Source organism: Nocardioides convexus (assembly GCF_011090295.1).
The window spans coordinates 2,253,330-2,274,525 of sequence record NZ_JAAMYA010000001.1; the positions used below are offsets into that span (position 1 = coordinate 2,253,330).

Annotated in this window: 28 protein-coding genes, 1 tRNA gene and 7 pseudogenes; 14 read left to right on the forward strand and 22 right to left on the reverse strand. The window is 69.0% G+C overall.

All coding sequences use genetic code 11. The annotated features are described in order from the left end of the window. The first annotated feature begins 256 nt into the window (after positions 1 to 256). Positions 257 to 886, forward strand: a complete 630-nt coding sequence (locus tag G5V59_RS16845) for an MT-A70 family methyltransferase (RefSeq protein ID WP_278257238.1) — start codon at positions 257 to 259, stop codon at positions 884 to 886. Positions 887 to 897: 11 nt separating this feature from the next. Here G5V59_RS16845 and G5V59_RS16850 read toward each other — a convergent pair whose 3' ends face one another. Continuing rightward, the gene (locus tag G5V59_RS16850) at positions 898 to 1,173 is read right to left on the reverse strand and encodes a DUF3892 domain-containing protein (RefSeq protein ID WP_278257239.1); all 276 of its coding nucleotides are present in this window, start codon (positions 1,171 to 1,173) and stop codon (positions 898 to 900) included. A 674-nt stretch (positions 1,174 to 1,847) separates the two neighbouring features. On the opposite strand from G5V59_RS16850, the gene G5V59_RS16855 reads away from it, so the two are divergent. The 4 genes from G5V59_RS16855 to G5V59_RS16870 all read left to right on the forward strand — a co-directional run bounded on the left by G5V59_RS16855 (position 1,848) and on the right by G5V59_RS16870 (position 6,075). Next, complete coding sequence (locus G5V59_RS16855; RefSeq protein ID WP_278257240.1) at positions 1,848 to 2,243, forward strand: hypothetical protein; 396 nt, start codon at positions 1,848 to 1,850, stop codon at positions 2,241 to 2,243. 334 nt (positions 2,244 to 2,577) lie between these two features. Beyond that, positions 2,578 to 2,913: a hypothetical protein gene (locus G5V59_RS16860; protein ID WP_278257241.1), complete on the forward strand. Its 336-nt coding sequence runs from the start codon at positions 2,578 to 2,580 to the stop codon at positions 2,911 to 2,913. 1,705 nt (positions 2,914 to 4,618) lie between these two features. Continuing rightward, complete coding sequence (locus G5V59_RS16865) at positions 4,619 to 5,428, forward strand: hypothetical protein (RefSeq protein WP_278257242.1); 810 nt, start codon at positions 4,619 to 4,621, stop codon at positions 5,426 to 5,428. A 149-nt stretch (positions 5,429 to 5,577) separates the two neighbouring features. Next, positions 5,578 to 6,075, forward strand: a complete 498-nt coding sequence (locus G5V59_RS16870; protein WP_278257243.1) for a hypothetical protein — start codon at positions 5,578 to 5,580, stop codon at positions 6,073 to 6,075. Positions 6,076 to 6,211: 136 nt separating this feature from the next. Here the strand turns inward: G5V59_RS16870 and G5V59_RS16875 are convergent, their stop codons facing one another. Together G5V59_RS16875 and G5V59_RS16880 are read right to left on the reverse strand one after the other, a co-directional pair. Further along, positions 6,212 to 6,556: a histone-like nucleoid-structuring protein Lsr2 gene (locus G5V59_RS16875; protein ID WP_278257244.1), complete on the reverse strand. Its 345-nt coding sequence runs from the start codon at positions 6,554 to 6,556 to the stop codon at positions 6,212 to 6,214. A 275-nt stretch (positions 6,557 to 6,831) separates the two neighbouring features. Continuing rightward, positions 6,832 to 7,092 (reverse strand): hypothetical protein, encoded by a 261-nt coding sequence (locus tag G5V59_RS16880; protein ID WP_278257245.1) that lies wholly within the window; start codon positions 7,090 to 7,092, stop codon positions 6,832 to 6,834. A gap of 153 nt (positions 7,093 to 7,245) precedes the next feature. On the opposite strand from G5V59_RS16880, the gene G5V59_RS16885 reads away from it, so the two are divergent. The 4 genes from G5V59_RS16885 to G5V59_RS16900 are packed head-to-tail and all read left to right on the forward strand — an operon-like array spanning position 7,246 to position 8,911. Continuing rightward, a complete protein-coding gene (locus tag G5V59_RS16885) occupies positions 7,246 to 8,196 on the forward strand; it encodes a recombinase family protein (protein WP_278257246.1) in 951 nt (316 codons plus the stop codon). Next, a complete protein-coding gene (locus tag G5V59_RS16890; RefSeq protein WP_278257247.1) occupies positions 8,165 to 8,302 on the forward strand; it encodes a hypothetical protein in 138 nt (45 codons plus the stop codon). Before G5V59_RS16885 ends, G5V59_RS16890 begins: the two co-directional genes overlap by 32 nt. Continuing rightward, positions 8,289 to 8,579 (forward strand): hypothetical protein, encoded by a 291-nt coding sequence (locus G5V59_RS16895; protein WP_278257248.1) that lies wholly within the window; start codon positions 8,289 to 8,291, stop codon positions 8,577 to 8,579. Before G5V59_RS16890 ends, G5V59_RS16895 begins: the two co-directional genes overlap by 14 nt. Then, a complete protein-coding gene (locus tag G5V59_RS16900) occupies positions 8,576 to 8,911 on the forward strand; it encodes a hypothetical protein (protein WP_278257249.1) in 336 nt (111 codons plus the stop codon). The genes G5V59_RS16895 and G5V59_RS16900 overlap by 4 nt, the downstream gene beginning before the upstream one ends. Positions 8,912 to 8,940: 29 nt before the next feature. Here the strand turns inward: G5V59_RS16900 and G5V59_RS16905 are convergent. The 9 genes and pseudogenes from G5V59_RS16905 to G5V59_RS16945 form a co-directional block, all read right to left on the reverse strand. Next, a tRNA-Ala gene (locus G5V59_RS16905) sits at positions 8,941 to 9,017 on the reverse strand. Between the two features lie 56 nt (positions 9,018 to 9,073). Then, complete coding sequence (locus G5V59_RS16910; protein WP_278257250.1) at positions 9,074 to 9,331, reverse strand: hypothetical protein; 258 nt, start codon at positions 9,329 to 9,331, stop codon at positions 9,074 to 9,076. Continuing rightward, positions 9,328 to 10,191, reverse strand: a complete 864-nt coding sequence (locus tag G5V59_RS16915) for a hypothetical protein (RefSeq protein WP_278257251.1) — start codon at positions 10,189 to 10,191, stop codon at positions 9,328 to 9,330. The genes G5V59_RS16910 and G5V59_RS16915 overlap by 4 nt, the downstream gene beginning before the upstream one ends. An 82-nt stretch (positions 10,192 to 10,273) precedes the next feature. Continuing rightward, on the reverse strand, positions 10,274 to 10,894 hold the full coding sequence (locus tag G5V59_RS16920; RefSeq protein WP_278257252.1) for a GNAT family protein: 621 nt from the start codon (positions 10,892 to 10,894) through the stop codon (positions 10,274 to 10,276). A 20-nt stretch (positions 10,895 to 10,914) separates the two neighbouring features. Then, entirely contained in the window at positions 10,915 to 11,403 is a 489-nt protein-coding gene (locus G5V59_RS16925; RefSeq protein ID WP_278257253.1) for a MogA/MoaB family molybdenum cofactor biosynthesis protein, read from the reverse strand. After that, positions 11,400 to 11,870 (reverse strand): cyclic pyranopterin monophosphate synthase MoaC, encoded by a 471-nt coding sequence (gene moaC / locus G5V59_RS16930; protein ID WP_278257254.1) that lies wholly within the window; start codon positions 11,868 to 11,870, stop codon positions 11,400 to 11,402. The genes G5V59_RS16925 and moaC overlap by 4 nt, the downstream gene beginning before the upstream one ends. Then, on the reverse strand, positions 11,863 to 12,525 hold the full coding sequence (locus G5V59_RS16935; RefSeq protein ID WP_341350962.1) for a molybdopterin-binding protein: 663 nt from the start codon (positions 12,523 to 12,525) through the stop codon (positions 11,863 to 11,865). The genes moaC and G5V59_RS16935 overlap by 8 nt, the downstream gene beginning before the upstream one ends. Before the next feature lie 245 nt (positions 12,526 to 12,770). Further along, positions 12,771 to 13,049, reverse strand: a pseudogene (locus tag G5V59_RS16940) (molybdopterin molybdenumtransferase MoeA); the annotation flags it as partial. Further along, a pseudogene (locus G5V59_RS16945) lies at positions 13,042 to 14,433 on the reverse strand (UTP--glucose-1-phosphate uridylyltransferase). The pseudogenes G5V59_RS16945 and G5V59_RS16940, both read right to left, overlap by 8 nt. Positions 14,434 to 14,586: 153 nt before the next feature. Here G5V59_RS16945 and G5V59_RS16950 point away from each other — a divergent pair. Beyond that, positions 14,587 to 14,916, forward strand: a pseudogene (locus G5V59_RS16950) (5-formyltetrahydrofolate cyclo-ligase); the annotation flags it as partial. Positions 14,917 to 15,234: 318 nt separating this feature from the next. Here the strand turns inward: G5V59_RS16950 and G5V59_RS16955 are convergent. The 6 genes and pseudogenes from G5V59_RS16955 to G5V59_RS16975 form a co-directional block, all read right to left on the reverse strand. Next, a complete protein-coding gene (locus G5V59_RS16955) occupies positions 15,235 to 15,585 on the reverse strand; it encodes a penicillin acylase family protein (protein ID WP_341351233.1) in 351 nt (116 codons plus the stop codon). Further along, positions 15,563 to 15,769 (reverse strand): annotated as a pseudogene (locus tag G5V59_RS36885) (penicillin acylase family protein); the annotation flags it as partial. The pseudogene G5V59_RS36885 and the gene G5V59_RS16955, both read right to left, overlap by 23 nt. Before the next feature lie 62 nt (positions 15,770 to 15,831). Then, positions 15,832 to 15,950 (reverse strand): annotated as a pseudogene (locus G5V59_RS36890) (penicillin acylase family protein); the annotation flags it as partial. Positions 15,951 to 16,035: 85 nt separating this feature from the next. Further along, positions 16,036 to 16,812 (reverse strand): penicillin acylase family protein, encoded by a 777-nt coding sequence (locus tag G5V59_RS16965; RefSeq protein ID WP_341350963.1) that lies wholly within the window; start codon positions 16,810 to 16,812, stop codon positions 16,036 to 16,038. A 67-nt stretch (positions 16,813 to 16,879) separates the two neighbouring features. Further along, positions 16,880 to 17,464, reverse strand: a pseudogene (locus G5V59_RS16970) (penicillin acylase family protein); the annotation flags it as partial. Positions 17,465 to 17,466: 2 nt separating this feature from the next. Beyond that, positions 17,467 to 17,964: a penicillin acylase family protein gene (locus G5V59_RS16975; RefSeq protein WP_278257257.1), complete on the reverse strand. Its 498-nt coding sequence runs from the start codon at positions 17,962 to 17,964 to the stop codon at positions 17,467 to 17,469. Between the two features lie 64 nt (positions 17,965 to 18,028). On the opposite strand from G5V59_RS16975, the gene G5V59_RS16980 reads away from it, so the two are divergent. From G5V59_RS16980 to G5V59_RS16995, 4 genes and pseudogenes are all read left to right on the forward strand, one after another. Beyond that, entirely contained in the window at positions 18,029 to 18,400 is a 372-nt protein-coding gene (locus G5V59_RS16980) for an FmdB family zinc ribbon protein (protein ID WP_278257258.1), read from the forward strand. A gap of 59 nt (positions 18,401 to 18,459) precedes the next feature. After that, positions 18,460 to 19,098, forward strand: a complete 639-nt coding sequence (locus G5V59_RS16985) for an SAF domain-containing protein (protein WP_278257259.1) — start codon at positions 18,460 to 18,462, stop codon at positions 19,096 to 19,098. Positions 19,099 to 19,155: 57 nt separating this feature from the next. Next, positions 19,156 to 19,248 (forward strand): annotated as a pseudogene (locus tag G5V59_RS16990) (MscL family protein); the annotation flags it as partial. 118 nt (positions 19,249 to 19,366) lie between these two features. Then, on the forward strand, positions 19,367 to 19,510 hold the full coding sequence (locus G5V59_RS16995; protein ID WP_341351234.1) for a hypothetical protein: 144 nt from the start codon (positions 19,367 to 19,369) through the stop codon (positions 19,508 to 19,510). Positions 19,511 to 19,537: 27 nt separating this feature from the next. Here the strand turns inward: G5V59_RS16995 and G5V59_RS17000 are convergent, their stop codons facing one another. The 4 genes from G5V59_RS17000 to G5V59_RS17015 are packed head-to-tail and all read right to left on the reverse strand — an operon-like array spanning position 19,538 to position 20,943. Continuing rightward, positions 19,538 to 19,708 carry a hypothetical protein gene (locus G5V59_RS17000; protein WP_278257260.1) on the reverse strand — a complete coding sequence of 57 codons (171 nt, stop codon included), beginning with the start codon at positions 19,706 to 19,708 and terminating at the stop codon, positions 19,538 to 19,540. Then, positions 19,708 to 19,962 carry a hypothetical protein gene (locus G5V59_RS17005; protein WP_278257261.1) on the reverse strand — a complete coding sequence of 85 codons (255 nt, stop codon included), beginning with the start codon at positions 19,960 to 19,962 and terminating at the stop codon, positions 19,708 to 19,710. Before G5V59_RS17005 ends, G5V59_RS17000 begins: the two co-directional genes overlap by 1 nt. Beyond that, on the reverse strand, positions 19,941 to 20,723 hold the full coding sequence (locus G5V59_RS17010) for an LCP family protein (protein WP_278257262.1): 783 nt from the start codon (positions 20,721 to 20,723) through the stop codon (positions 19,941 to 19,943). The genes G5V59_RS17005 and G5V59_RS17010 overlap by 22 nt, the downstream gene beginning before the upstream one ends. Then, the gene (locus tag G5V59_RS17015) at positions 20,698 to 20,943 is read right to left on the reverse strand and encodes a hypothetical protein (protein WP_278257263.1); all 246 of its coding nucleotides are present in this window, start codon (positions 20,941 to 20,943) and stop codon (positions 20,698 to 20,700) included. Before G5V59_RS17015 ends, G5V59_RS17010 begins: the two co-directional genes overlap by 26 nt. Positions 20,944 to 21,196: the final 253 nt, after the last annotated feature.

Below are 21,196 nucleotides of genomic sequence, written 5' to 3' on the forward strand. Positions count from 1 at the left end.
CGGCGCTTGGCAGATCACCGACAACACCCACGGAGCCAACAGCCACACCAACCCGAGCGACACCGAAGGCGTCATGCCGATCGTGCTCTGGGTCATGGACGAGGCCGGGCAAGCCGATCGACTCCGCGACACCATCACTCGCTCTGCTCTGCCGAACGAGCCTGTTCCAGATCACCACGCTCGACGGTCTCACGAGCCACCTCAGCGGCACCGACGACGGCCCGGATCACGAGGCCGCACCTCAAGGAGTCGACCGATGACGCCTCTACTGAGCCCGCCAGCGGCTCCAAGGCCGCCGACCGCCGGGTCAACGACTCCGCGGAAGGTCCGGACCATCCTTGCTGACTGCCCATGGGACATCTTGCAGCGCGGCAATTTTGGTGCCGCAAGGCACTACGACCTCATGACACTGGATCGCATCAAAGGCATGGGGAAGGCGCTAGCACCGTTCATCGCCGATGACGCTCATCTATGGCTGTGGGTCACCAACGGCACCCTGCGCCAGGGCTACGAGGTCGCTGAAGCCTGGGGCTTCCAAGTCCGCTCGCCCCTGACCTGGGTCAAATGGCGACTCGGTCTCGGCGTCTACCTCCGCAACTCCACCGAGCACCTGTTGTTCGCCACCAGAGGCAAGGCACCCGTCCAGTTCAAGGGTCAGCCCACCTGGTTCACCGGTCCGCTGCAAGAGCACAGCCACAAGCCCGAAGAGCAGTTCGCGATCATCGAGCGGGTCTCCCCGGGCCATATCTCGAACTCTTCGCCAGGCGTCGACCACCGAGCAACGCGGACTGGTCGGTCTGGGGCAACCAGATCGACTCCGACATCCAGGCTCGACGGCTATCCCGTGCCGAGCGACCTGCCGGAGTCAGGGAGCGAAGACGTATGACCCCGTTGATGTCAGAAGCGCGGCAGCGACAGCAGATTGTCCGTGTACCGGCCATCAGCGAAGGTTCGGAGGTACGGCGGGTTGGCATTCACCACGCCAACCTGGACCGAGCCCTGCGCGTCAGCAACCCACGCCTGACCACCCCTGTTGAGGAAATCGACCATCTGCTGCCGCGTAGAGGTGTCGGTGGCATCAGCGGCGGTGTCCACCCAACGCACCAGAGCGATGTGCTCGTGGCCGCTACCGTACGTCGGCTCCATGTGCACCGCCGTGATGAAGAGGCTCATCGCCGGCCACCCTTCGCGATCAGGTGCGGGCCCATCACGCCGGCGGTCACGACCAGACCGCCGATCTGCGGCGGCGTCAGCCCGAGCCCGCGGCCGCTGGCGAAGACCACCTGTCGCGCCACCACCGTTAGTGCCAGCCCGCCTGCGAGCCCCAGCAGGGGCTTCTCGTTCTTGTTCACTGCAATCCCTTCGTCTCCGGGCAACGACCTGTGCCATCACCTCCGCCAGAAGTCTGCACCGGGGGTCCGACACAAATACCCCGCCTATGAAGTAGCGCTCAGAATTGACGGAGACAGGACAGAAATATCGACGGAATGTTCCAACGGTCGCGAATCAAACTTGCAATGGTGTCGGACCGCTCATTTACCTTCTTCGCACCGCGCCCCTAAACCATCTCGGGGCCAACGACAGATTGGCGAAGATCATGACCAGCACACCAATGAATTCCTGCACCTGTGGCGCTGCGGTTCCCGCGGACGCGAAGTTCTGCTCCAACTGCGGTCAGCAGGCTCAGCGGGCCCACCACGATCGATCAGAGCAAGAACAAGGGAGGCATCAACATTGCCGGCAGTCCAGGCTCCACGGTCACCTACAACTCGCCCACAACGTGGGATCAGCGCGTTCGGATTCCGCACGAGCGGACCAGTCTGCGACGGCTGGTCTTCCCACCCGACGTGCTTTCGGTGCTGTCGGCGCTCATCTCCGTTGGCGGGCTCTTCGGCATCACCCGCCTCGACCTGCCGCTCTACCCCATGCTGGCGGTCGCGGGGATCTCGCTCGCGTTCGCCTGCATCGCGATCTTGTTGGCCCAGGCATCGCAAGCCGTGGCTCGCCATGGATTCGCACTTCTGCCTCTCGGCCTCGGCGCGCTGGAACGTGGCGACAGGCGGGCGATCTGGCTGACGAAGCCGATCAGCCTCTGCCCCTTCTGCCCGGAAGGTCGCGCCGGCTTCATGCACCTGGTCGAGACCAACAACGGCATCGAGTGGCAGTGCGAGAAGCACCAGAAGCACACACTCGGGTTCGACTTCACCCAGATGCCGCCGCTCGATCCGAGCACTGCCATCTGAGCCGAGTTCTGCCCCTCGGGAGCCTGCGCCGACAGGAACCATCAAAGGTTCGTGTGGTGCACCACCCCGAGGAGGTGGCTCGCCCGTTCTCGATCCTTTCGCAGGGATCGAGGGCACCAGAGGCGAGGCGAAACCCTCAGAAGGAAGGGACCATCATGTCCATCACCACCAGTGGCGACCTCCGACCGTTCCCGGTCAGGTTCGACCCGGTTCAGCGTGAGCGGCTCGATCTGCTCGCGCAGTACCACGAACCGGTCGGCCACGGACATCGTCCGCGAGGGCACCATCCGACTGCTCGACGAGTTCGTCGGTCGACCCCGAGGTTCGGGCGCGCGTGGACGACCACGTCGCCGAGATCCGCAAGGAAGCCGATGCCCGCCAGGCTGCCGTCAACGCCATGTTCGGCATCGGGGAACCCGACGCTGCGACCGGCCTCGACGGCACGGACGCCGACGTCGACGGCCCCGTCGGGGAGTTCAGCGACAACGGCCGGGACGAGCCTCGAACCGACCTGACCGACGCTGCCGGCCCGGAAGCCCCGGACGATGCCGAGGAGAGCACCGTCAGCGGCACCGCCACCGGAGATGCCGACGCTGATGAGTCGACGGCGACGACCCCCGCCAAGAAGGCGACTTCCTCGCGGCGGTCGTCCCGGACCTCCGGCAAGTAGCCGCAGACGTCCAGCCCCATCCGCTAGCCCCAGTTGGAGCGCGTGCTCCTCGGCAAACCAGCCGAGCGAGCCGCGCCCCAACTGGGCAAACAAATCCCTTGGCTCTCAATTTCGAAAGATGGTCCAGCAGGCCCAAAATATGTTGCGGAATTGTACTTTCCTCTTGCATTTATGCAAATAGGGAGCGAAAATGGGAGGTAGAGAATTGAATAGTAATTGGGAGTCAAATTGAATGCAGATATCAGATATACATAGCCTCGGTCGCCTTATCCGCGAACGACGCCTCGCGGCTGGGCTCGATGCCCGGGACGTCGCGAGGCTCGCCGGCGTAACGACATCGACCGTGACCCGGATCGAGAAGGCAGAGATCGCCCGACCCAGCGCTGACACCCTACGGGCTATCGGAGGTGTGCTCAGGATCCCGACCAGCGACCTGTTCGTCACCGCCGAGTGGATCCCCAAAGAAGAGCCTCCCAACCTTCGCGCCGTACCTACGGAGCAAGTACCGACACCTTCCCGCCCAGGCCCGCAGCGAGATCGAAGCATCCGTCGAACGGATCACCAAGAAGTACGGCTACGACGAACACGGCCCCCGACCAGGAGAAGACGAACAGCCCTAGCAAACCCCCCAACCCCAACATCAGCCCTAACGAAAGGAGGCACCCATGAACACATCAACCACCCACCGAGCTCGGACAGCGGCAGCGCCGACCTACGCTCGAGCAAACCAATCCCCCACATGGGTGCCACCGCACGACGGACGTCACGCCAGAAAGACGTCGGCCCGATCAACGTCGGTACTCACTGAACTCCGTCGCCTGATCCCTCACCGCAGCGACCTCAGCCACGACGAGGTACGGCGCATCGTTGACCTTCAGGCCACCAGACTGCGCAGTCTGCTCAATACGACCGACCTCACCGAGGCCCACATCGCCTCCCTCCCCCGGATCAACGTCGTCCACGAGCCAATGGCCACCTCTGGCAGCAGCCACTGGAACGGCCGCGAGTGGGTCATCAGCCTCAACTCGGGCGACAGCCTCACCAGGCAGCGGTACACCCTGCTGCACGAGCCTGGGACATGTCATCTGGCACGGCCACAACCACAGAATCCGGCCACACCAGCAGGGAACGCCGCGTGAAGAGTTCATCGAACGCGCGGCCGACTACTTCGCCGCCTGCGTCCTGATGCCGAGGCGCGAACTCAAGTCAGCCTGGGGAAGTGGCCTGCAGAAGGCAGACTGCCCTCGCAGACCACTTCGGCGTCAGCCCCGAAGCCATGCGCATCCGACTGGACCAAACCGGCCTCAGCCGGGCCATCGACCGAGACCCGGACGTCCGACCGACGACCCGATGCGCCCGCCCGATCCGAACGCCACGCACTGAGCCGCAGCGATTCGTGCCGGCGCACCGCAGGACCTGGAGTTTGGCGTGAGCGGCGTCCCGTTGAACTGGGCTTCTACCAACGAGGGCTCAGGGATCCCTGGCGGCACCCACGCCCAGCGACTCGGTGCGACAGCGCTACAACTGTGCACGGTGCCTGAGACCTGCGCGATGCTTCGCGTCAGCAGGTGGCAGGTCTACCAGGCTAATCAACAAGCGCGAGACTCGGTTCGATCAAGATCGGTCGACGTCGCCTCATCCCACTCGAAGCCATCGAGACCTACCTCGCACAGCGTCGCAACAGCACCGCTTACGGGGCGCTGTCATGAGTCGCAACGCCCGCGGTGAAGGCAGCATCTACCGCCGCAAGGACGGCAGATGGGCGGGTTCGGTCTTCGTCGACACCACGGCCGGTACCCGCAAACGCGTCCACGTCTACCGCAAGACTCGAGCCGAAGCCCACGACGCCCTTTCCGAACTGATCCGCCGCGAACGACGCGGCGTACCAACCCCCGCTCGAACCTGGACCATCGGCGCCTACATCGAGTACTGGCTCACCGACGTCGTCGGCGAGAAGAACCGGCCCAACACCATCGACAACTACCGCGGCCTGGCACGCAACCATCTCGCCGACCTCGCACAGATCCCGTTGCCGAAGTCTGACCGTGCCGCGCCTCCAGCGGCACTTCAACACCATGGCGACCAACGGGACCGGGGAACGGACCGTCGAAGCAGCCAGGTCCCTGCTGCGTGCTGTGCTCTCCCACGCCGAACGCGAAGAACTGGTGCTGCGCAACGTCGCCAGCTCGTCCAGATCACCGCCTCGCAACCTCGCCCGGTGACGCCATGGGACAGCGAGGAGACCAACCGCTTCCTCGAGGCCGCAAAGAGCCATCGCTGGTACGCCGCCTTCGTGCTCGTACTACGTGTCGGGTTACGCCGCGGCGAGGTCCTGGGCCTGTCCTGGGACGACCTCGACCGCACGCGCAACCTGATCACCCTCGAACGCCAGGCCCAACGCATCCGCGGCAGCCTCCAGCCTGGTTCCGCTCAAGACCGAGGCGTCTCAGCGAAGCATCGCTCTCGTCGGCTACGTCGCCGACGCCTTGGGCGGTGTGCGGCGCTTCCTGCCTGACCGGACCGGTCACAACCTCATCTTCGTCAGCCAGGTCGGCACACCCGTCGAGCCGCGGAACTTCGGCCGCGTCTTCCACCAGATCCGCGAGAAGGCCGGCCTGCGATGGATCCGGTTCCACGACACCCGTCACACCGCAGCCTACCGGCATGAAGAACGCTGGGCTGAATCCCAAAGACGCTCAACTCATTCTCGGCCACGCCCACATCACCACGACCCAGCAGATCTACCAACACGGCGATCAAGACGGTCAACGCCAAGCGATGACGCTGCTCGCACAGGCGCATGACGGCGGCACACAACAGCGTCCGGCAGCCGGTATTGCTGTCAGAAGTGCTGTCAACGGTGAATTTTCCACAGGTCAAGGCAGCGAAATCGCTGCTCTGACCTCTGGAGGGCCAGGAGGGGCTCGAACCCTCGACACCCTGCTTAAGAGGTGCGCTCAGACACCCCTGGTGGCCCCTGGCGCCTCTGTAATCCAGCACCTACGCACACGCACGAACACGTACATTCTTGGCCTTGTTGCTGTCACGAACTGCTGTCAAACCACACGGCCCAGCGACATCGTCTACGACCACGGCGCGCTGGCCGCCGAGTTCGACCTGCTCGACGCACTCCGACGCCAGGTGTTCGAAGAGGCTCTCTAGTGCCTCATTCCCGTACAACCTCATCACCGACGCCGGCGCCGCAACAATCGAGCGCGCCGCGTGATCACGGGATCCTGGGCCACTCAGACCCGGCTCGCGCGTCGCGCGGCGGATCCTCATACGCAACAATCGAAGTTTACGCACCGGGATGCGCCGCCTGATACGCCTGACGCACGTCGGCAGCAATGCGCCCACGGACACCAACTTCGTACCCGGCATCGAGTGCCCAGCGACGAACGGCACGGGCATCTCCATGCCCATCCGCGCTCTCGTCCTCATCCTCTTCAACTTGCTCGGCGTTCTGGACGTCCACTCCCTGAAGCACCAAGCTCGACTCCGCGACCGAACGGCTGAACCCCAGTTCGCGACCAATCCGTGCCAGCGACTCACCGGCCTCGAAGCGCCTGCGCATTTCCTTCTGATCTATGTCGTTGGGGTGTCGCGAGACGTTCACGCCACTCCGTGCGAGCGCCTTCTTCATCTCCTTGACGCTCAGCCCGAGCCTCCTGGGCCAACGAGGTAAGCGACACCTCAGCCTCGCCATACCGTCGAGCAGCCTCAGCGATATCCGATTCTTCGCCAACCAGGAACGGATCAACATCGGTTTCTCCGTCAGGCCCCGACGGACGCATGGCATCCTCTTCAAGCGCCAGGACCATGGCGTCGCTTCGCTTCCGCACAATCTCAAGAGCAGCCTTGACGTAGGCCAGTTCGCGCAGGATCTCTTTGCGAGTCATAGTCATGCTCGGTCCCGTGTCATGCGGCGTGCCGCTCCAGGGTTGAGATCCGCCCCTCATGGTCTTCGAGACGCGCTGTATGCCGGCGGTCAAGCGTCTCGATCGAAGCCACGATGGTTTCGGTTTGCTGGCTCATGCCATCGACGACCTCGCTATGAAGGTCACGCATCTCGGTGTGGAGGGCATCAAACCTTGCGTTCACATCTGTTTGTGCGGCCGGGCCAGAAACAGAATCTCGCACAAACTGTTTCAAATCTTCTAGAAGCTCGTCATTTGTCATACGTATCCATTTTCTCATATTCGCGCACTATCGCCAATAGCAATCAACCGCGTCCGAGATTTCTCAGAGCCCAATAGATCGGAGCAACCTATGAGCAGTCGACGTCGAGCCACCCAGACGGCAACCTCGCGCGCCAAGGCCGTCGCCTCGAAGGTGACGGAGACCAAGGTCGGTGTCCACTACCTCCGGGTCAGCGGCGTCCGGCAGACGCACACCGCGGCCGACGCCGGCGGCGACGGCAACTCGATCGAGACGCAGCGCGAGGAGTGCGATGCGAAAGCTCGGGCGATGGACGTGCCGGTGCAGCAGGTCTTCGTCGAGCCGGGGAAGAGTGCTCAGACCATCGACAAGCGGCCCGAGTTCAGGCGCCTCCTGGCCTACCTCGCCGAGCACCCTGAGGTCGGCTACGTCTTCGTCTACTCACGCTCACGAGCCTTCCGCAACATCGAAGACGCCATCCTGACCCGCAAGCACCTGCGCGGTCTGGGAGTGAAGATCATCAGCACCAAGGAAGACTTCGGCGACAGCCTCGAAGCCGAGTTCATGGAGACAATCTCCGACTCGATGAACGACCTGCAGAACAAGAAGAACGGCCAAGACATCAAGGCTCAAGATGGCCCACAAGGCGAGGAACGGCGGCACCATCGGACGAGCCCCGATCGGCTACCTCAACGTCCGCAAAGACATCGACGGCAAGCAGGTCAACACCGTCGACCTCGACCCTGCGCGAGCCCACCTCGTCCGCACTCTCTTCGGCTCTACTCCACCGGCGACTACACCCTGACCGACCTGGTGGAGGCTGCAGAGGACATGGGTCTCCGCGCCCGGCCATCGAGCCAGTGGAAGGCCGGACGACCGCTCTCACGCAACACGGTGCACCGCATCCTCGGCGATCCCTACTACGCCGGCTACACGATGTACGACGGCGAGCAGTTCGATGGCCGCCATGACGCCATCGTCAGCCACGACCTCTTCGACCGGGTACAACGCATCCTCGAGCCTGCGATCAAGCCCGGCCGTCCACGAGCAGAAGTCCGACCCACTACCTCAAGGGCATCCTCTCCTGCGGACGATGCCAGCGCACGGGGCGCACCTCCCGCCTGATCTACACCGAGGTCAAGGGCAACGGCGGCACCTACGGCTACTACAAGTGCCGCGCCAAGCAGACCGGCCAGTGCGACCTTCCGCACCTGCCGGTGGGCAAGGTTGAGCAGAAGATCGTCGACTTCTACACGCAGGTCGCCCTCACGCCCAACTACGTCGCTGAGTTTCAAACGGCCATCGAGGACGCGCTGGCCGACCAGCAGCGAACCGAGCGCGACCTGGCCACCCAGGCTCGAATCCGAGACCAAGAAGGTCTCCGAGCAACAAGACCGACTCCTCGACCTCGTCCAGGACGGCACCTTTCCCGTCGAGAAGATTCACGAGCGCCTCGCCAGCCTGCAGCGCAAGCGAGCCAGCCTTGGCTGAGCGTCTGGAAGCCGTGACCGCTGACCTCGCCGCTGGCGCTGAACTCCTCCAGCGCAGCCTCAACCTCGCCCACGATCCCCACAGCCTCTACAAGGCCGCAGACGACACCTCACGCGGACACATCAACCAGGCGTTCTTCACCGCGCTGTACCTCGACGAGCAAGCAGAGATTGACGACGCCACCTGGACCAGCCCGTTCGTCGAACTCCGCGCTATCCACAGCACGTGGCTGCAACTTCGTAGACTGCACCGCAACTCGCGTCCCGACGAACGACGGACAGGAAACGAAACAGGGCTCCCTCATCGAGGAAGCCCTGCTTTCGTTGAGCCAGCCCGTTCCGGGCGTTGAACCGGTCACGGGTTTGAACTCTTCTTCATTGGTGGAGCCTGAGGGGATTCGAACCCCTGACCTTCTCATTGCGAACGAGACGCGCTACCAACTGCGCCACAGCCCCAAGCGAGGGGAAACGTTAGCACCAGCGTCTCGGCGGCACCGAATCCGGGTCGTGGGTCACGACCCGCTGTCGTCGACGGTCTCGGGCCGCTCGCCGTAGCCGGCCGTGGGTGGCTCGGCGTCCTCGCCGGGCTCCTCGAAGACGGTGGACTCCCCACGCGCGGACTCGCCGCTGGCGGTGTCGCCGTCGGCCGCGGTGGTGGGGTCGGCACGCTGGGTGTCGGGCGAGACGGCGGTCGCGGAGTCGCCGTACCTCTTCTCCTGCTCGCGGGCCTGCTGGGCGGCCTGCCGGTCGGCTGCGCTCTCTTCGGTCATGGCCGGGCGTTACCCGACCGGTACGACGCCAGCCGGGTCAGGAGCCGGAGGCGCGTCGCTCGACGTCGGCGTCCGCGTCGGCCTGGGCGCGCTGGGCGTCGGCCTCGCGGGCGAGCCTGGCTGTCGGCGTCGTTGCGACCCGAGCTCCACACGCCGGTGGAGTCGAGGTCGATGGTGCGCACGGTGCGGCCGGCGGGCGCCTTGGCGACGTAGGTCGGCAGGGTGACCGGGACCGGCGTCCAGCCCTCGACGGCCGGGCCGACGACGGGCACCTCGTCGACCACCTCCGCGACCACGACGGGGATCTCGTCGGTGTCGTCGCTGAGGGCCACCGGCTCCTCGGCGACGTCGGAGGCGACGTCCTCGGCCTCGATCTCCTCCTCGGCGAGGGTACGACGGCGCTTGCGGACCGCGGCGACGCGCGACGCGCGCTCGCGGCGGACCATCAGCCGGCAGGCGACCAGCCAGGCGGCGAGCAGGCTCGCGGACAGCCCGATCCACACCGGGTGCGCGACCTTGCCGACGGCGAGGGCGACGAGCGCGACGTTGAGGATCAGCAGGAAGGTCAGCACCCGGCGGCGGCGCTGGGCCGCGCTCACCGAGCGCGCCGGACGGGAGGCACGCGGCGCAGGGGTGGGCGCCGCGGGCTCCTCGTCGACGACGGCTGGCATCTCACCGGAGACCAGCACGGACTCCGACGCCGAGACGGCGTCGCGCCGCGCCAGCACCCGGAGCCGGTCGGAGAAGCCCTCGACCGAACGGCTGTCGGTCTCCTCCTCGTGGCTGCGCAGCGCCTTGGGAACGAGGTAGACCGCCCACGCCACGAAGAGTGCGACGAAGATCAGGCTGCTCAGGTCCACACCGAGAGGTTAGGAGCGGTAGCGCACGGTGGGGCGCATGTCCATCGGTGTGTCACAGATTGATTGCTGTGACGCATGTGATTCAGGGCTGCGACGTCTCCAGCCGGACCAGTACTCCGCGGGGTGCCTCCTCGCGGGTGACCGCGAAGATCCGGTGGTCGCGCCACTGCCCGTCGATGTGCAGGAACAGCGGTGCGTAGCCCACCTCGCGGATGCCGAGCTTCTCCACCACCCGCAGCGAGTTGGTGTTCTCCGGGCGGATGCAGATCTCGATCCGGTGCAGCCCGCCGAGGAAGAAGCAGTGGTCGATCACCATCGCCACCGCCCGCGGGATCACCCCGCGCCCGGCGAACTCCTGGTCGATCCAGTAACCGACCGATGCGAACTGCGCCGAGCCGCGGACGATGTTGTTGACGCTGACCTGGCCGGCGAAGCGACCGTCCACCTCCACCACGAAGGGGTACGTCGTGCCCTGCCGGGCCGCGCGCCGCAGCCTCTTCACCAAGGCCCGGAAGGACAGCGGCCGGGCGTCGGCACCCGGCGGCGCGGTGGCGTCCCACCGGGCCAGCCAGAGCGCGTTGCGACGGCGTGCCGATCGCCAGGCGCGAGCGTCGCGCTGGCTGATCGGCCGCAGCCGGACGACCGGATCGGTGCCGGAGATGAGCTCGTTGGGCCAGGCCCGGCCGGGGGTGCCGACGATCATCCGCTCCCGCGCGGGGGTGCTCAATGGTCGCTCCCCACGACCTGCTCGACCGCGTGCACGATGACCGGTTCCAGAACGCCGAGCGCGTCCTTCACCCCGCCGCGCGAGCCCGGGAGGTTCACCACCAGCGCCTGCCCGGCGACCCCGGCGAGCCCGCGCGAGAGCACGGCGGTGGGGATGCCCTTGGCCACGCCGGCGGCACGGATCGCCTCGGCGAGACCCGGCACCTCGCGGTCCAGCAACGGGCGGGTCACCTCGGGCGTGCGGTCGGTGGGGGTGAGCCCGGTGCCGCCGGTGGTCAGCACCACCCGGGCACCGGCCTGGAGGGCCGCGGCGATCGCGAGACCGACCGGCTCGCCGTCCGGGCACACGACCGGGTCGCCGACGGTGAAGCCCCACGAGCGCAGGGCGTCCACGATGAGCGGGCCGGTCGTGTCGTCGTACACCCCGGCGGCGGCGCGGTTGGAGGCCACCACGACGGTGGCGGGCAGCCCTGCGGCGGTGCTCACCGGGACCAGTCCCCGGACTTCCCGCCGGACTTCGTCTCGACCCGGACGTCGGTGATCACCGCGCCCTTGTCGACGGCCTTGACCATGTCGACGACGGTGAGGGCGGCGACCGACACGGCCGTCAGTGCCTCCATCTCCACGCCGGTGCGGTCGGTGGTCTTCACGGTGGCGGCGATCTCGACGGCGTCGTCGGCGACCGACAGGTCGACCACCACCCCGGAGACGCTGAGCGGGTGGCACAGCGGGATCAGCGCCGGGGTCTGCTTGGCGCCCATGATCCCGGCGATCCGGGCGACCGCGAGCGCGTCGCCCTTGGGCACGCCGTCGCCGCGCAGCAGCGCGACCACCTCGGCCGAGACGAGCACCCGGCCGGAGGCCCGGGCGACCCGCGCGGTGACGTCCTTGGCGGAGACGTCGACCATCCGAGCGGCGCCGCTCTCGTCGACGTGGGTCAGTCGATCAGCCATGTCCGTCCTCCTCCGGGTGCAGCGCGAGCACCTCGACGGGGGCGCCCTCGGGGACCACCCTGTCCGATGCGGGTACGACGAGCAACGCGTCCGCACGCGCCAGCAGTGCCTGCGCGTGCCCGACGCGCCCGGGCAGTGGCGCGATCCGTCCGCGGTCGTCGTACCGGCCGGGGAGCAGGACGGTCCGGTCGCCCGCCTCGACGGGCCTCGCGAGTGGTGCGGTCCGGGTTGCCTGCGGCAGGCCGGCGAGCGCGCGGAGCGCCGGGAAGACGTAGAGCAGGAAGGAGGCGTAGGCCGCGACCGGCGTGCCCGGCAGGGTCACCACGGGCACCCGCCGCCCGGCCACCTCCAGGACACCGCAGCCCTGCGGCCGGCCGGGCTTCATCGCGACGGGGCCGAACCAGAAGCCGGGCTCCTCGCGCAGCGCGGCCTTGACGACATCGTGGTCCCCCGCGGAGATGCCGCCGGTGGTGACCACGAGGTCGGACACGGCGGCGGCCTCGGCCAGGGCGGCGCGGAAGCCGCCCAGGTCGTCGGCGACCGGGCCGAAGCGGCATACCGCCGCGCCCACGGCCTCGCCCGCCGCCAGCAGCGTGGCGCTGTTGCTGTCCGGGACGTGCCCCGCGACCGAGCTCGGCACCGGTCGAGAGCACACCCAGCCGGGGCCGTGCTCGCACCGGTACGACGGGGACGCCCACCGAGGTCAGCAGGCCGAGGTGCACCGGCCCGAGGCGGGTGCCGGCGGACAGGGCCACCGCACCCGCGGCGACGTCCTCGCCCAGCCGGCGGACGTGGCGCCCCGCGTCCGCCGTGCGCCGCACCCGCACCGGGTCCGTGCCGCTCGTCCACTCGAAGGGCACGACCAGGTCGGCACCGGGCGGCAGGCTCCGCGCCGGTCATGATCCGGATCGCGGTGCCGGGCGGCAGCACCGGCACCAGGTCTCCCGCGGCGACCACGCCGGAGACCGGCAGGTCCACCGGTACCTGCGCGACGTCGGCAGCGCGGACGGCGAAGCCGTCCATGGCCGAGTGGTCGAAGGGGGGTACGGCGAGCCGCGCGACCACGTCCGCGGCGAGCACCCGCCCGCGCGCCTCGGAGAGCGGCACCTCGACCGGGTCGAGCGCCGCGACGCCCGCGAGGACACGGGCCCGGTGCGCCGGGACCGAGGGGTCAGGCATCCCCGGAGAGCACCTCGCCGGCGGGGACCCGCTGCGCGCCCTTGCCGTCGAGCTCGACGTCACCCACGACCTGCACGCCGTGGCCGAACGTCCAGTCGCCCTCGACCTTCAGCGAGGTCGCCTTGGCGAGGGAGGGGGCGCCCTCGGGGAAGCGCTTGTCGAACTCCCCGACGACCTTGTAGTGGTCGGTGTCGAGGTCGACGTACGGCACGTCGGTGGCGACCTGGGTCAGCGCGAAGTCCTGGCCGATCTCGTAGACGTCCGAGCGCAGCACCAGCAGGTCGTTGGTCGTCTTCACCGGGATGAACCGGTCGCGGCCGACCTCGATCAGCCGGGCGCCCTCGAAGACCTCGATCGCCGCCCCCATCGCCGTCTCGACCTGGATCACCCTCGGGCTGGCCGGGTCGGCGGGGTCGACGGTCTTCTCGTTGCGGATGAGGGGCAGCCCGAGCACGCCGTCGCGCTCGTCGAGCTTCGCCTTCATCGCGACCAGGTCGAACCACAGGTTGTTGGTCGAGCAGAACTTGTGGCGGCTCAGGTCCGCCAGCGCCTCGCGGTCCTCGGGCAACGTCTGGGCGGTCTCGCGCAGCACGATCCGGCCGTCGGCCTTGCGCCGGGCGAAGTGCCCGCCCTTCTTGTCCGAGGGGGTACGACGCACCGCCTCGATCGCGAACGGCGCACCCGACGCGGCGAACCACCCCGCCACCCGCGGGGCGGGGACGGCGCCGAGGTTGTCGGAGTTCGAGACGAAGGCGTAGCGGTAGCCCTCCGCGATCAGCCGGTCGAGCAGGCCGGTGCCGCGCAGCGCCGTGTAGATGTCGCCGTGCCCGGGCGGACACCACTCCAGGTCGGGGTCCTTGGGCCAGTCCACCGGCTTGAGGCTGTCGGCGAGGAGCCTTGGGCTCCTTGTTCTGCAGGAACTCGATCGGCAGGTCACCCGCCGCCAGGCTCGTCGTACCGGCCCAGGGCGTGGAGGGTGTCGGCGGAGGTGCGGAAGGAGTTCATGAAGAGGAGCGGCAGCCGGGCGCCGTACGCCGTGCGCAGGTGCAGCGCCTGCCGCGCGATGATGTCGAGGAAGTTCAGCCCGCGCCGCACGCACAGCAGCGACTTGGCACGCTCCATGCCCATCGACGTGCCGAGGCCGCCGTTGAGCCTTGATCGCGACCGTCTTGCCGATCGCGTCCGCGGCCACCTCGTCGGGCACCTCGGCGTCGGCCAGGCTCTCGATGTCCACCGGGTCGATCGTCGACTCCGGGATCATCCCGGTCTCACCGTGCTCGAGGAGCCGGTAGTAGTGCGCGAACGTCTCGATCGCCACCGGGTCGACCCCGGCGTCGGCCATCTTCGCCCGCGCCATCTCCAGGCCGCTGCTCCGGCCACTCATACCCATGCTGCCGATCGTAGGCTTGTCGGGTGACCGGTTCGCAACCGCACCAAGGCGCGGGCGCCAAGACCGCCCTCCGTGACCAGCTTGCTGACCGCCCGCCGGCGCCGTCCACTGACCGGGGTCGGCGCCGCCGCGCGCGACCTCGCCGAGGTGGTCCTGGCCGCCGAGGAGGTACGTCGCGCCGCCACCGTCGCCTGCTACGTCTCGGTCGGCGCCGAGCCCGGCACCACCCTGCTGCTCGACCGCCTGCACGCCGCGGGCAAGCGGGTGCTGCTGCCGGTGCTGCTGCCGGACGACGACCTGGACTGGGCGGCGTACGACGGCCGGCTGGTTCCCGCCCGGCGTGGCCTGCTGGAGCCCGTCGGCCCGCCGCTGGGCGGGGACGCGATCGCGACCGCCGACGCCGTGCTCGTGCCCGGGCTCGCCGCCGGTGCCGACGGGACCCGGCTCGGCCGCGGTGGCGGCTCCTACGACCGGGCGTTGGGCCGCGTGCCGGTGGGCACCTTCACCTGCGTGCTGCTGTACGACGAGGAGCTTGCTCCCCGCCGTACCCGCCGAGCCGCACGACCGGCCGGTGACCGCCGCGGCGACCCCGGCCGGGCTCACCCGCTTCCGTTGACTTGGGGTTTCCCACCCGCGAGTGGGGACTTTCCACCCGCGAGTCGGCACTTTCCACCCGCGGATCGTGATCGGCGCCCGCGGACAACCCCCCACTCGACGGTGGGAAACCCCAAGTCGCGGGTGGGAAGCCCCAAGTCGTTGGTGGGAAACCCCAAGTCGCGGGTGGGAAACCCCAAGTCAACTGCCGGGGGTGAGGACCAGGACGTCCTCGCCGGCCTTGCCGACGGCGTCCGCGGTGAACCTCCACGGCAGGGTCTCGCCGGCGGCCCACAGGTCGGTCTGGTCGGTGTAGTGCGGGTTGAAGGCGTGCCCGGAGGCACCCGTCAGGTTGATCCAGCGGGCCCGGTCGAGGTCGTCGAGCGGCACGACCATCCGCATCGAGGGGGCGGTCTCGACGTCGTACCCCTCGCGGGCGTCCCAGCCGGTCGCGTCGACCAGCGAGCCACCGCCGCCGACCTGCCACGGGCCGCGGTTGAAGAGCCACTCGATAGGTCCGATGCCGGACTCGCCGAGGGTCGAGGAGCGCAGGCTCGAGCCGGTGCAGCCGGCCCCACGACCACTCGTCGGCGTTGGGCGACTGGCGCGCGGTCATCTCGTCGCGGGCCGCGATCATCGCCGCGCGCAGGATGTCGTCGCGCCGCTCGACGGTGCCGTCGGTCTCGACGTCGTCCCACCAGTGGTTCGCCGCGCGCGGCAGGATCGAGGAGACCACCGAGAACCAGCGGTCGCCGCCGTCGGGCTCCAGCGCGTCGGGCAGGCTCGTCGGCGAAGGTGCGCTGCAGCAGGCGGCGCCACACCACGTTGAAGTACGCCGCGGCGGCGCTGTCCGCTCCCTGCCGGTAGTTCCACGAGCGGAGCAGCCGCTGGCCGTCGGAGTAGTAGCCCTTGGGCAGCCTTCACCCGGAGCAGGTACGGCGTCAGCGCCTCCCCGATCGCGCTCCAGTTGTCGAGCCTGGATCGAGCCCATCTCCTCCACGCTCAGGCTCGTCGTCGGCCGCGAGCAGGCTCGTTGATCCGGGTCGAGCGGTAGCCCTGGTCCCAGTCGTCGGTGAGGAAGGGCGGGTAGCGGCGCGGGTCGATGACGGCCTGGTTGGCGGTGGCGATGATCCCGGACTCCGGGTCGAGCACGTGCGGCAACGCGTCGTAGGGCACGAAGCGCCCGGTCCAGCCGGTGTCCGGCAGCCAGCCGGCGGCCGGCGTCCGGCCGTCGTTGCCACGGCCGCGGATCGGTACCAGGCCGGTCGCCTGGTAGCCGATGTGGCCCTGGGTGTCGGCGTAGACGACGTTCTGCCCGGGCGCCGCGAAGTCCTTGAGCGCGGCACGGAAGGAGGTCCAGTCAGTGGCGAGGTCCAGCGCGAGCAGCGCGTCGGCGGTCGGGTGCGGCTGCAGCGCCGTCCACGACAGCGCGACGCCCACGTCCCACGGGTCGCCGGCGGCCTCCGCGTCGTCCTTGCCGACCTCGGCCACCTGCTCGGCCAGCCCGTCGTCGGTGAGGTCCACCTGCTTCAACCGCTCGTCCACGGCGACCAGGTCGGAGAGCAGCGGCCCGTGGTCGGTGGAGCGGACGGTGATGTCGACGGGGTCACCGCCGCGGACCTTGATCGTCTCGTCCCGCTTGGTCAGCGGGCGGGTCTTCCCGTCGTACTGCCACCCGTCGTCGCTCACCCGCTCGACGTACAGGTCGGTGACGTCGGGACCGAGGTTCGTGAAGCCCCAGGCGATGTCGCGGTTGTGCCCGATCACCACGCCGGGCACGCCGGAGAAGCCTGAACCCCGCCACGTCCATCGGGCACTCGCTGGACACGGTGCGGCAGTGCAGGCCGACCTGGGTCCAGACGCCGGGCAGCGAGATGCCCAGGTGCGGGTCGTTGGCCAGCATCGGCGCGCCGGTGCTGGTGTGCTTGCCGTCGACCACCCAGGCCTGTTGGAGCCGAGGCCGTCGCCCTTCCCCAGCAGCGCCGGTACGCCAGACAGCACGCCCTTCACGCCGGCGAGCGCCGCCAGCGTCCGGCCGCCGCCCGGCGCCGGGCGGCGCAGCAGCGCGGATCCGCGGCCGTCGACGTCCTGGTCGAACTCCTTGCCCAGCAGACCGCCCTGCTGGACGATCGGCGGATGCTTGTCGTAGGGGTACGACGGGTAGAGACTCGGCCGTCTGCTCCTCCCCCACCGCGGCGGTCGTCAGCGCCCGGCCGATCTCCTCCTCGAGGTTGCCGCGCAGGTCCCAGGCCATCGCCTTGAGCCAGGCGATGGAGTCCACCGCGGACCACTTCTCGGGGGTGTAGTCGAGGCCGGTGACGCCGAGCAGGGTGTACTCGAGCGCCATCTCGGAGGTGGAGCGGCCGGCGAGATAGGCGTTGACGCCTTCGGCGTAGGCGTCCAGCGCGCTGCGGGTCGCCGGCCGGAGCATCGTCAGGCTCCTGCTCGGCCACCTGTCGCCACCCGAGGGTGCGCACCACGAGGTCGCTCTCCAGGCCGGCCTCGCCGAACAGGCTCGGAGAGCCGGCCCGCGGTCGCGTGGCGGCGTACGTCCATCTCGAAGAAGCGGTCCTGAGCGGCCACGAAGCCCTGCGCCATCATCAGGTCGTGCATCGAGTCGGCGTAGATCTGCGGGATGCCGGCACCGTCCCGCACCACCCGGGCCTCGCCCTCCAGCCCGGAGAGCCCCAGGCTGCCGCTGGTCTGCGGCCACGGGCGGCGGACCACGACGACCGTGGTCACCAGGCCGGCGACGAGAACCAGCACCAGCAGCACGGCGATGCCGGCCATCCAGCGCAGGGGTCGCGACCAGGCGCGGAACCCCCGCCAGCCTGCGGTCCCCCGTCGGTACGCCGGGCATGTCCTCGGTGCTGCTGCTTGCCTCCACCATGGTGCGGCCATTGTGCCGGGTGCGTCCGGCGCGATGCCCACGGACTCCCGGCCGTGCCGTATCCTTGGCACTCGACAGTCGAGAGTGCCAACACGGAGTTCGCCGATGCCCACCTACCAGTACCTCTGCACCGCGTGCGGTCACGCCTTCGAGCAGTTCCAGAGCCTTCAGCGACGACGCGCTCACGGTCTGCCCGGAGTGCGACGGGCGGCTGCGCAAGGTCTTCAACTCGGTCGGCGTGGTCTTCAAGGGATCCGGCTTCTACAAGACCGACAGCCGCTCCTCCAGGCTCGTCCAGCGAGACCAGCGGCAGCGGGTCGTCCCCCTCGACGACCACCTCGACGCCGGCCGCGAGGCTCCTCCGACACCTCCTCGACGCCGGCGAAGAGCTCGTCCACCGGCTCCTCCAGCAGGCTCCTCCAGCAGGCTCCTCCAGCAGGCTCGTCCAGCAGCGGCGCGGCGGCTTCCTCCGCCTGAGGTCCGGGGCCTGTGGATGACGCCTGCAGGCGGGCGCCCACCGGCCTAGCGTGCCGGGCATGGACACCTCCGCCCGGCGCCGCGTCGCCGACACCCTGACCGACCTCCGACGCCGCGTCCTGCGCCGGCGCCGACCTCTCGCCGCCCTGCTCGCCGCCGGCGCGGTGGCCGCCGGCCTCCACGCCCTCGCCCCGCCCGACCCACCGACCGTCACGGTGCGCGTTGCCGGGCACGACCTGCCGGCCGGGCACGTGCTGGGCCGCGGCGACCTCGCCGACGTGACGCTGCCCGCGGGCGTCGTCCCGGGCGGGGCGGTCGGGACCCCCGAGGGACGGACCCTGGCGGCGCCGCTGCGCGCGGGCGAAGCGGTCACCGACGTACGGCTGGTGGGGGCCGGGCTCGCGGACGCCCAACCACCGGGGGCCGTCACGCTGCCCGTCCGTCTCTCCGACGCCGGCCAGGCCGGCCTGCTCACCGTGGGCGACCGGATCGACCTGGTCGCCACCGATCCGCGCGCCGGGAGCGCCCGGGCACTGGCCTCGGACGCGCAGGTGCTGGCCCTCCCAGAGGCTGGTACGACGACCGACGGCGCCCTCCCCGGGCGGCTGGTCGTGCTCGCCCTGCCCGCTGCGGACGTGGAAGAGGTCACGGCCGCCTCGGTCGCGTCGTACGTGACTTATACGTGGCGTCGCAGATAGGTTGCGATGCTGAGTAGCACCACCACCGCCAAAATTCTCGGAATTGAGGAGAAATCCATGTCCGGCTTCAAGAAGTTCCTGCTCCAGGGCAACTTGGTCGACCTGGCCGTTGCGTTCATCATCGGCACCGCGTTCGCTGCGGTCGTGAAGACCTTCACCGACACGCTGATGGGCTTCATCGGCAAGATCTTCGACCAGCCCGACTTCAGGCTCGGCCGAGATCGCCAACGTCAACGTGGGCCTGTTCATCAACGCCGTGATCGCCTTCGTGATCATGGCGGCCGTCGTCTACTTCCTCGTGGTCACGCCCTACACCAAGGCCAAGGAGAAGTTCTTCCCCGACCAGCCGGAGGCCGAGGCCCCCGACATCGTCCTGCTCACGCAGATCCGGGACGCGCTCACGACCCGCTGATCGTCCGCAACACCGACAGGTGCCGCTTCACCCTCCGTGGTGGGGCGGCACCTGCTCTTTGAGCCACTTCTCCGCGGCCGGCTCCGCCTTCGCGGCAGGCTCGTCCTTGTCGTCCTCGGTGACCGAGGGCTCGACGTCGCCGAAGATCTCGGCAAGCCGCTGCTTGCGCTTCCAGGCGGGCTCGTCGGTGCCGGCCATCAGCACAGACCGGCCGCGGCGCGGCCTTCCTGGGACAGGCCGCCGTCGCCGGTGGCGCCGTTGCTCGGCTGGTCCGTCGCGCCGTCGCTGGCCTTGTCGCTGGCCTTGTCGCTGGCCCCGTCGCTCGCGGTGGCCGACGACGACGGCGCCCCGGCGGAGGAGGAGCCACCGGCGGACGGCGTACCGTCCGGCTTGTCACCGGCGCTCAGCGCGTCCTTGAGGAACTCCGCCGTCAGCGGCTTGTCGCGGCGCACCAGGCGCCACAGCCTTCTGCACCTCGGGCGTCCACTCGATGCCGGAGCTCACCTTGTCGGAGTAGACCCACGGCGTCGTGACGAACTTGATGTTGTCGGCGCCGATGCCCCGCGCGGTGTTGGCGATGTCGGCGATCTCGGCGATGTCGAGGTCGGACTGCAGCGAGGAGGTCGCGGCGTTCATGAACCGGATCAGCCGGTCGGGGCGCGCGAGCATGCCGGCCGTCAGCGCCTTGTTGATCATCGAGCCGATGAAGGCCTGCTGGCGACGGGTCCGGTTGGGGTCGGTGCCGTCGCCGATCCGGTAGCGGGCGCGGACGTAGGTCAGCGCCTCCTTGCCCTTGATCTCGCGCGTGCCCGCCTTGAGGTGGACGTCGTGCTTGGGGTCGTCGATGTCCTCGGGGATGCAGACCTCGACGCCGTCGAGGGCGTTGACCATGTCCTTGAACTGGTTGAAGTCCACGACCACGTAGTGGTCGATCCGGACCCCACTCAGCCTGCTCGACCTGGCGGGTCGTGCACGCCGGGCCGCCGGAGGCGAAGGCCTCGTTCCACTTGACGTAGCCACCGCTGCCGGGGATCTCGGAGCCGTCCTCGCGGTAGCAGGTGGGCCGCACCACGGCCGTGTCCCGCGGGATGGAGATGCCGTAGGCGTACTCCCGGTCGGCCGAGAGGTGGAACAGGATCGTCGTGTCGGAGAGGCCGCCACCGGCCTCGCCGTCGATGCCGTTGCCCTCACCCGAGCGGCTGTCGGTGCCCATGACGAGCACGTTCAGCGGCTCCTCGGGCCCCGACACCTCCTCCTTCGCGGGCCGGTCCCTGCCGAGCCTGGGCGGCGATCTCCTTGTGGTCGATGTTGCCGTTGAAGTTGTTGTAGAGCGCGACCACACCAACGCCGGTGAGGAGACCGAGCGCAGTGAGGCTGGACAGGATCACCTTGAAGACGAGCCTTGCCCGGCTGCGGCGCCTTGCGCCGGCCACCGCCGCGGGTGCCTCGCGGGCGTCGTACGGCGCGGGAGGTCGACACGCGACGAGCCCGGCTGCCGGGCTCGCTCGGCCCTCCCGGTCGCCGGGAGGAGTCGTGCTGAGTCATCTGTCACCTGGTCGTGCGGCCGCCTCGGGGCGGGCTTGCATGGTCTTCTCGTTCGCCTTGCCGAGTCAGCGACCGTACGACGCGCGAGCGCCGCCCCCACCGTACGGACCCGGGCAAGCCCGGTCGGTCTGGCGACCGCCG